This window comes from Culturomica sp., assembly GCF_003524185.1.
GTDB classification, from domain to species: Bacteria; Bacteroidota; Bacteroidia; order Bacteroidales; family Marinifilaceae; genus Culturomica; species Culturomica massiliensis.
In genome coordinates, this window is sequence record NZ_DOED01000021.1 from 25933 (window position 1) to 35617 (window position 9685).

Below are 9685 nucleotides of genomic sequence, written 5' to 3' on the forward strand. Positions count from 1 at the left end.
TTACCCCCGTCCCCGGGTGCTATTCCGGACAGCAGTCAAGGCAATTCCCGTCGTCCTCCGAGCATTTTCAAGCCGATATGCAAAACGATAAAAAGCAAAGGAAGTGCCAATAAATACAGATGTGTCCCCTCGTCAAGACTAAACAATAATTCATTCGGAGACAGCGCTTCCACCATATACAGAAAAACAATAATAATCTCCGTCACCAAAGTAATAAGGACCGGTATAATGAATGAACGGTAACGCTCAACCAGCATATAAAACGGACTGTACAAATTATACGCAAGTACCGATATAATCAAAGCCAGCACCAACGCAAAGTCCAACAGTAAATAAAATTTCCAGTTATGCTCCGAATAACTGGCCTGCGACAAACGGGCGATATCGCTGCAACATTCCGTATCCGATACCACATCGGAAAAAAAAGAAAACAGATAAAACTGATTATACACCCGGTATAATACAGAAGTCGGATCATTCCGATAGGTATAAACCTCCGGCGTTGCTACAGGCAAACCGTATTCATCGTAAGTTACAAAATGAATCTCATCCGCCAATCCCAGGACACCCGATAAATAATCCAGTTCATTCCTTGCCGAAGGAGAAAAAGTAAATGTAAGCCAGCATTTGTCTCCGGCATAAGGACGCTCCTCATTTCGGCAATAATGATCAATTACCATACTGACCGCACATACAAAACGCATAAAAGCCTTTTTTTCCCGAAAAGAAAAATTCGGTAAATAAAAATGTAACCCTGCGGGCCGCCGGCCGAAATGCCGCTTATTAATCAACCCGTCTTCCGGGTCGAAAACAGTCTTTAAAAAAGTCAGGCGGGCCGAATCACATTTCAGAAAATAATCGAAGGCATCCGCACCATTACAATACACGACTAAATCGACCGGAATATTCTGCCAGGCAGCATCGAATAAAGTCGAATCGTTCCAGGAATTCGTCAACAAAGGCGAACCTGTCAACGGATCCAGCACATACCCCACATAACCGATCCTCTGAAAACGGGCCTGAATGACATCCGGCCGGTACAAATCCTCCACCCACCACGGACAAATAACATCCTTATAAACTTTACCCCGCGTATATTGCCGCAACGAATCCTCCAAACCTGTGCGGGAAAACGTTCCCTCCCGGATGCTTCGCCATTTGTCAAGAGGTTGATAATAATACTGACGATAGGTAGCATAAGCTTTGTCGAACGACCACCCGCTCAGTTGTCCTTTTAACTTTCCCGTCCCCAGCATCATCAATACAACTAAAAGAATAATTCCATCATACCTTCCTTTTAAAATTTGCCCCGATAGTCTCATAATTTTCTAAATTTTATCCGATGTTTCCTTCTTTAGCCAGTTCTTTTTTCAAAGCATAATCCAGCATTTCTTTCGATAATTTATCCGTATGCGTCGCCAACAATTGCAAAGCACAACTGCGGATGACATTCGCAATCGATCCTCCGGATAATTCAGCTTTCACGGCACATCCCAACAAAGTATCCCTGTCTTCTTGCAACCAGGTTGCCGGCAACATTTTTTGCCACAACAACTTCCGTGACTCTTCGTCCGGCATCGGGAAATAGACCATCGCCTGAAAACGACGTAAAAAAGCTTCATCCAGATTTGACTTCAGATTGGTAGCCAGGATTACCGTACCCGGAAAATCTTCAATTCGTTGTAACAAAAAAGCCACTTCCTGATTGGCATGCCGGTCATTTGAAGTCGTTGTAGAAGTTCGTTTACCGAATAGTGCATCCGCCTCGTCAAAAAACAGAATCCAACGACGGTTTTCCGCCATATCGAACACCTGCGCCAGATTCTTTTCCGTCTCCCCGATATATTTCGACACGATCATCGACAAATCTACCCGGTATACATCCATATCATTCCGTTTACCGAGTAATGTTGCCGCCAAAGTCTTTCCCGTACCCGGTGGTCCATAGAATAAAGCCCGGTATCCGGCCTTCAGAAAACGTTCCAGTCCCCATTCCTGCATAATCGTCCGTTGTCCGGTAATCCAGGTATTAATTTCCTCCAATGCCAAAGCCACCCGGTAATCCACTACCATATCCCCCCACTCCAGAACCGTTGTCACCCGCTTGGCCGGAAACTCCATAGTACAATCCGGTTTATATTCTTTCCGGTAAAGTATCCGGCTCAACACCTCCTCCGACACCCGCAACTGCCCGCTCAAAAACGGTTCGCCCCGTCCCTGACCTTCTAAGCGCAATACATTTTCCCGCCAAAACCAATGCTCTTTCCCGAACATCCGCATCACCTCCAAACGCTTTCCCGTATCCTCTCCGCCCAAAATAAAGGCTGCCGTCTCTCCCGTCGGTAAAAAACCTCCGTGCGACATGCCCTTCCAGCCACCGAACTCCGTATAAGGCCGGTCGAAATTCTTATTATTCACGAAAAAAATATCCAAAGCCTGCGGACACAAATGCGGCATCAACGTCAGCATCACCACCGCCTGCTCATCGAATGTCAACCCCCGGCCACACACCTCTTCCAACCCATTCCCTTCCGGCACGGCAATCTCATAAACCGAACTCACCGCACACTCCTGCCGGAAATACAACTGCAAAGCCGCATTCAACACCTCATAAAACCAAGCGATCCATTGTTCCATAAAAATTTCTATCTAATATCAAATCATAAGCCTGCAGCGCCACGTACAATATACAGCCCCTGTAATACTTAACTTCATTACCTCACCGCTTGTGCTCCCCTCACATCTGCCTCATGCTCCAAAGCTTCATTGTCATTCACCGGCATACCGCCGATCTCCGTTGTCGGCTGTACCCGGCCTTCCGCCTGTTGTACCACATGCGTCAGTTCGTGGCCCAACAATTCCTGTCCGGCGGTCGTATCGGGCTTAAACTGGCCCGGAGCAAAATGAATATCCGTTCCCTGCGTATAAGCCAATGCGCCCACTTCGGGCGCTTTGGAGGAATCCGGATGCACCCGCACCGATGAAAAGTCCGTACCGAACGAATCTTCCATCCGCTGTTTTACCGCATCCGGAATACCCGTCCGGTTTTCCGCTTGCCGTTGAGCTGTTTCAAACTTCCCCTGCATCAACTCATCCTCGTCCTGCATCTGGCTGACGAACTTACCTTGCATCAGTTCATCGTCTTCCTCCGCTAATTGAGCAACGAATTTTCCCTGCATAAGCTCCTCATCCTCTTCCGCTAATTGAGTCGTAAACTTACCCTGTAACAGTTCGTCTTCCTCCCCCTCCTGTCGCTGTACGGCAAACTTTCCCTGTAGTAACTCATCTTCGTCTTCACCTTCCCGCTGGATCGTGTCGATCATCTTTGCCTGCAAAGCCGCATCCTGCCGGTTATCGTACATTTGCAAAGCTGCGCCTTCCCGCTTCGGTTGCATCACCCGCGAAGGCATTTCCTGAAATTGTTTTTCTGCGTTCATATTATCCAAATTATTAGTCTTATAAAATCCAAAATCGTAAATTCTTTCACCTCCAATTCACATACAACGGTTTCTCCATCCACGGGAACTTGACCGGAGAAATACTCCAGGGAATGGAATCCAGCAATATATCGTAAGATTTTTCCTCTACCGTCAATTGCCACAATTCTCCCGTATCCGCCATTACTCCGTTACGGATCAGGAAACTCCCCCGGAAACCGTTTACAGAAGTACCTTTCATCACACTCCAGTTACCCATAGCTCCTTTTAACAAAGAATCCAGCACCTCTTTTTCCTCCGAAGTCAATTCCACCGATAGCGGTAAAGGCTCTTCCGGACGATATGCCGTCAATAATTTATTCAGAGCCAGCTCCGTTTCCGCGAATTCCGTCTGACCGAATACCAGATACTGTATGGCAAACATGGCCCGGACCCGGGCCGCCCCATCCATAAAAGCCCCTTTTTCCGTCATTTTCAGCAAATCGAATAAACGGGGAAAATAAGGTGCCAATATAATTGCTCCGGCATTCGCCACATAAATCCGTTCTTCCTCTTTCCGGGAATCGGGTAACTTCCACCGGTTTCTGTTCCCACGGGGTTCCCGTACATTTTTTCCAGCCGCAGCCGCTTCCCGCCCATTTCCGGAAATATTCCTGTCTTCCGGCACGTCTTTTACATCTCTTGTTTTCATATCCGTATGGTTTAGTTGTATTTCGTCATTCTGTTTTTCCTCCCGCTTCACCATTTCCACGGCTTCCTCCATTTTTTGCTCCTCTTCTATTATTTTCTCCCAGTGCACGGACAAATACGACTGTCTTCTGATTTGCCGGTAAATTTCAATTCGTTGTGCAAGAGTCCATCGGTCCGCCATTTTACTCAAAAAACGCCTTAGTATTTCCGGATACGAAAACATCCGGATATCGGAATAAGAAATGCATAATAAACCCAACAACCATTCTCCGTCATTTTCTTCACCTCCTACCTTCCTTTTCAGGTATATAACCTCTTCCACCGCCCGCCGCATAGCCGGAGAACCGATACACACCAGACATTTCCGTAACAACTCCGGGCTTGCTTTCAGCATTTCCTCCAAACTGCTTCGCTCCCCGGGAGACAAAACGGATATCTTCCGCCGTAAAAAATCCGGTGAACGGGCCACGATCTCCCGAACCAGATCCACTTCTTTTTTCAATAAAGCCTCCCGCCAAGCCGCTTCCAACAAACGTTCCGAATCCTGCAAACGGATTCCGATCTTTCGTAAAAGGTCTGCAACGGCCTTTCTTCCATACTCTTTTACCAAAAAATCCGCCAATCCTTCCACAACCTGCATCTGCCGGTATAACCTCTTTACACTCACCACAGACGATCCTATAAAATCCCACAATAATTTTTTATAATTCCGGATAAATACGACCGTATCCGTTTGCTTATACATTGCCCATAATTCGCAAAGGACTTCTGTTCCTGCTTTTTCCAATACCTTTACCGTCACCTCCGGACACATCATCAATTCCTTCAATTTTCTACCGGTATCCCGGGAAGCTGCCTCCCGTTCTTTTTCCGATCCCAGCCGCTCATTTCTTTGCTGTTCATCCAGCCACTCCTTCAACACCTCAGCTACCCCCTGTGAAAACCCGGTCTGCCGGTCTGCCAGCGCCCTATAGAAATAGAGTACCAAATCATTAGCAGCCAAATTATAATGCGCGGCAATCTGCCCCAAAACCGAACGTACAAACTGACGTCGGCTGAAAGCCGATACCGGAGCGCTCAAAATCATGATAAAAATAAACTCCCATTTCAACACCCGGAATTCCTCCCCTCCTTTTCCTTCCAGCATTCCTTTCTCCTTTTCCCGGTCCAGGGTACGGGCATACGAAACGACGAATGTACTCTCGGCCGGAATCACGACCCGGACCAACCGGTAAACTCCGGCTTCAGGCAAAGCCCCTAATAATTGCCTTGCCGTCCGGGGATGTAACAAAACGGATTTCAGGTATTCCGTTTCCCGTTCGGTAGGTATCCGATAAGCAAAGGCTTCCGCTATTTTTAAAATTTCGCTCTCCGTCTGTTCTTTATACAATTGCTGTAACACGACCCGCAAATCTGCCGGAACATCTTCCTGATCGGTACAGAGATATACCAACAGACACAACGGATCGATATTATAATGAGCGGCAATACGCCGGATCACTTCCAGCACAAAGCGTTTCCGGTGAAAAACAGACATCGGGGCACTCAACAAAACCTGAAATAAAAATTCCCACTTTAAAACCCGGAACTCACTGCCGGCTTTTCCTTCCAGCATCCCTTTTTCCTTTTCCTGTTCCAACCGGCGGGCATACGAAATGACAAAACGGCTTTCCGTAGGTATGATAACCTCCGTCAGGCGGTAAATATCCTCCTCCTTCATCGGTTGCAACAAACGGCGGCATAAAACAGGATCCGACAACAATTTCCGCAGATCATCCGCAGACTCGTATGCACCGTTTTCCTCTATTACCTTTTGCCATTTTCCGGTATCTCCCTGCATTTTTTCTGCCTCTTCTCTCCTGATCTCGGCCAGTATCACCGATAATTCCGGCAAAATCAACCACCCGGATATCATTTTTTTCAATCCGGTCGTCAACAAAACGAGCAAATAAAAAAACTTTAAATTAAAACGAGAAGCCAGTTCCGTTATCGTTTGCCTCACCAACTGTTTCCGACTGAAAAAACCTCTTCCGTCGTAAAGCAAATAAGCCCATACCACCTCCCAAACGACATTCCGGTAGTCTCCCAACGTAATCTCCGGACGCCGTAAACGAGGCCATGAGCTAATCAGACTACGAGTATATACTTTAATAAATACAGCTTCGGAAGGCTCTGTCACCTCTACAACTTTTTCCAGTTCCCGGTCTCTGAACTGCAACACCAAACGACGGCGTAATTCCACCTTTTCGCCGTAATAGCGCAAAGCCTTTCCCAGCTCATGCCCCTCCCTGTCGATTACAATTTCAAGCAAACGTCTCAAATCCCGGTATTCTTCGGGCATATCTGCCGGTAAACCGCCATACAATAAAAAATACAGCAGAGCCTGCAAACCGTCCTTGCGCAAGGAAACGATATTCACATCACGTCCTTCCCGGTGGCGGATCAAATCATAAAAAACGTCCCCCAACTTTTCTTCCAACGCTTTCGGAAACCGTTCATAAAACTCGTCCTCCGGTAACACACCCAAATCCAGTTCCATTCTTCCGACCCGAATCACCTCTTCATCCGAGTCATAACGACTCAACACCCGGTCCATGACCTCCTCCACCCCCGTATGGCAAAACATATCCCAACGCCCGTACAATTCCCGTGCAAACCGGGAATCTTCCACGCTAAAATCCAGCTTTATGTCATGAATCGTAATCATTCCTGTTAATTTTAGATTTACGATTTTAAATCACCCTTACAAACCTGCCTGATTCATAGAAAAATCATAAATCAATTCTAATATGCTTAGAAACCTTATAACACTATTTCCAATCTTTCTCTTCTCACTTTCTTCAATTTTAAATCCATTCTTTCTACGTACTCTTACCAGTCAACTTTTCCCCAATCGTAAATCAAAAATCATCATTCCCTTCCTTTCCAACTTCCTCCATCAATTTAAAATCTAAAATCTACAATTTAAAATCCCTCCTCCCCCTGTCCGGCCAATACCTCCCTTAATTTTTGAGCTTCGGCACTCCCGCTCTCTCCTGCCGCCAATGCTTTTCGCCAATCGTAATAAGCCCTTTCGAACTGCCACATCTCCACAGCCCCTCTCCATTGAAAATGAACATTCAAATGGGCCGGTAACCGGCTACATACCAACTTTTCACACTCTTTTCTGAACCGAAGATCTGCCATTCGTACCGACCATCCCGGAAACACGACAGTTACGACAAAATTCTCGCTTTCCGGTACTGCAGGATTTTCCATCCCCTTTCCGTTTGCTTTTCTCAACAGCAAATGTTCAACAACATACATACTCTCACTTTTCTGATTCAACATAATCAGAAAACGCCGCAAACAACCGGCCGTCTCCTCGAGCTCTTCCTGCGAATCGAACCGCCCCAGATTTATCCATTCTCCCCGCTGCGTATGATGAAACACCAACAAACGATCAAGATATTGAGGTATATTCAGAATATGGTAATTTTCCGGCCGTACACCTTCCCGAAACAATCCCTCGAATAATAAATTATAATGCAACAGCGATAATTTATCCTTCAATACCAGATAATCGGCATTTGTATAAGCTTTTTCAGGCATATTTACCGGCTCCATATACTCCGGCTTCAAAATATCCTCTGCCACCAAATCATGACTCAGCAATCCCATCGGCCGGCTATAAAAATAATCGTCCTCCACCAACCGGAGATTGTACATCGGAAATACATTCACAACGGGCTTTTCCACCGTCATTTCCCACCCCAGCAAACTGCCTACATAAGCTTTGATTCCCGGTACATTCTCGGGATCGACATTTCCCAAATCCACCCCCTTGTATCGGCTTCGTCCCCATTCCGGTATCCGTTTTAAAAAACCGAAGCGCCTCCCCAGGCTCTCCACCTCTGTTTCTTCGTAATAGTCATACTCTTTCAACCATCCGGGATTACTATCCTCTCCGTATATACCCTCCCACACTTCCAACATCCTCTCCTTCTGCCTGAAAAATCTATTTTTAGTATATCCGGCATCCTTCAGTTTCTGTTCATCGGTTAATACGTCCCACATCCCACCCGGCACATCGACTCCGACAGTCCCCTCTCCCAGTAAGTCGTCTTCTATCGACATCAACTGCGGTAAATTTTCCAACTCTTTCAATCCCCGGGCAAATACTTCGTCATACAACAACATATATCCCTTCAACTGCTTTGCCTGTGCCTTCCGCAATTCCGGTTCCCCGGGAGCCACTCCCCAATTATTGATCCCATAACATTCCGGAAAATCATGCTGCACACTGTTATGATCATACATCTGCCGGAAAGTGCCCTGTGGAAAAGATTGTAACTCCGACAAATTTTCCGTACGATTCTGCCGGCCATAATACCGGATATAACGGGCATAAAGCAAAGAAGGCAATACCGATAAATCCGTTTTCATCAAACCGCCTCCCGACCACAGCTTCACTCCGGCTTTCTCTTTATTATCCGGAATCTCTACTGTATAGGAATTTACCGGATCAGTCACGGGGATAATATCCGGATAAACCTGTTCCCCATCTGTAAAACCCAATGATCTCACAGCTTCCACGCCCTCCAGATTCATCAAGCGCCGAAACAGCACCGCCACGGAATAACGAGTCGGTAAATCCTGCAACGAACTCTCGTCGATAGCCCAATATCTCAATTCCGGACCATCCAATAACTCGTCCGGTTTTCTCCCTTCTGCCAACAATTCTTCTATTCCCCGATAACGGACACCACCCATAAAAAAATGCTGAGCCTCCAGGTAAATATCCGCTAAAACCTGTAAAGCATTCGCCCCTGCCTTTAATTCGATATCTCCGGTTAATTTCAAAGGCTTACGCGTAATAAATCTGACTTCCCGCAATCCTTCGCAAAGATTACGATAAGCATTGAAAATCCTCACAATCTGCCGCTGTACTTCTTCCCGGCAACACACTGAAGCCAAAGGCGACAATTCTGCCAAAACTTCATACCATCCCCGTTCTTTCGTCGGATAAATCCACACATTATCCAACTTATCGATACGATCGATAAATAATTTCCGGTAATCGACAGGTGTCACCGGATCAACCGGAAACACCCGAAGCGGTGAAAACAAACCGAAACGCTCCGGAACAAAAGATTGTTTTTCTGCCACCAAATAATCTTCCGAAGGAAAACGCAAACGATAATCCAACTCCGTAAGACCGTAATTTAATATATCGCTGATCGTTATCCCCGGATCGTGAGGATTAAAATCAGTCCATACCTCTCCGGCAGCAGCTTGTAACCGTTCCAACGATTTCTCCTGTAACTGCCGGTAAAGAGTATTTTCCGCCTCTCTCCGGTTTATATAAAGCTCATCTTTCATTTTCTCCTGCTTAATACCCTAACACCTAAAGTCTTCGGCCCTCTTCATACTCTCGAACCTTTTATTTCAATCCAAAATCTAAAATTCCAGCCACATTCCTTTTTAAAAAACACAAACACATAAAACTCCGCCCCAATCGTTAATCTAAAATCATAAATCTAAAATCGTAAATCAAAACACCTGCATTCATTTACCTA

5 protein-coding genes are annotated in these 9685 nt (G+C 46.1%); all 5 read right to left on the reverse strand.

The window, feature by feature from the left end; translation table 11 throughout:
* Positions 1 to 35 precede the first annotated feature (35 nt).
* Positions 36 to 1322 (reverse strand): hypothetical protein, encoded by a 1287-nt coding sequence (locus DD657_RS07830; RefSeq protein ID WP_287049460.1) that lies wholly within the window; start codon positions 1320 to 1322, stop codon positions 36 to 38.
* Positions 1323 to 1335: 13 nt separating this feature from the next.
* On the reverse strand, positions 1336 to 2637 hold the full coding sequence (locus tag DD657_RS07835; protein WP_287049461.1) for an ATP-binding protein: 1302 nt from the start codon (positions 2635 to 2637) through the stop codon (positions 1336 to 1338).
* A 77-nt stretch (positions 2638 to 2714) separates the two neighbouring features.
* Positions 2715 to 3437 carry an eCIS core domain-containing protein gene (locus DD657_RS07840; RefSeq protein ID WP_287049462.1) on the reverse strand — a complete coding sequence of 241 codons (723 nt, stop codon included), beginning with the start codon at positions 3435 to 3437 and terminating at the stop codon, positions 2715 to 2717.
* Between the two features lie 46 nt (positions 3438 to 3483).
* Positions 3484 to 6834, reverse strand: a complete 3351-nt coding sequence (locus DD657_RS07845) for a contractile injection system tape measure protein (RefSeq protein WP_287049463.1) — start codon at positions 6832 to 6834, stop codon at positions 3484 to 3486.
* Positions 6835 to 7091: 257 nt separating this feature from the next.
* On the reverse strand, positions 7092 to 9488 hold the full coding sequence (locus DD657_RS07850; RefSeq protein ID WP_287049464.1) for a baseplate wedge protein: 2397 nt from the start codon (positions 9486 to 9488) through the stop codon (positions 7092 to 7094).
* Positions 9489 to 9685: the final 197 nt, after the last annotated feature.

What these genes read in the sequence shown, in the direction of transcription:
- DD657_RS07840 (WP_287049462.1), bottom strand. Translation starts at nt 3,437, where the DNA reads ATGAACGCAGAAAAACAATTTCAGGAAATGCCTTCGCGGGTGATGCAA.
- DD657_RS07850 (WP_287049464.1), bottom strand. Translation starts at nt 9,488, where the DNA reads ATGAAAGATGAGCTTTATATAAACCGGAGAGAGGCGGAAAATACTCTT.
- DD657_RS07835 (WP_287049461.1), bottom strand. Translation starts at nt 2,637, where the DNA reads ATGGAACAATGGATCGCTTGGTTTTATGAGGTGTTGAATGCGGCTTTG.
- DD657_RS07830 (WP_287049460.1), bottom strand. Translation starts at nt 1,322, where the DNA reads ATGAGACTATCGGGGCAAATTTTAAAAGGAAGGTATGATGGAATTATT.
- DD657_RS07845 (WP_287049463.1), bottom strand. Translation starts at nt 6,834, where the DNA reads ATGATTACGATTCATGACATAAAGCTGGATTTTAGCGTGGAAGATTCC.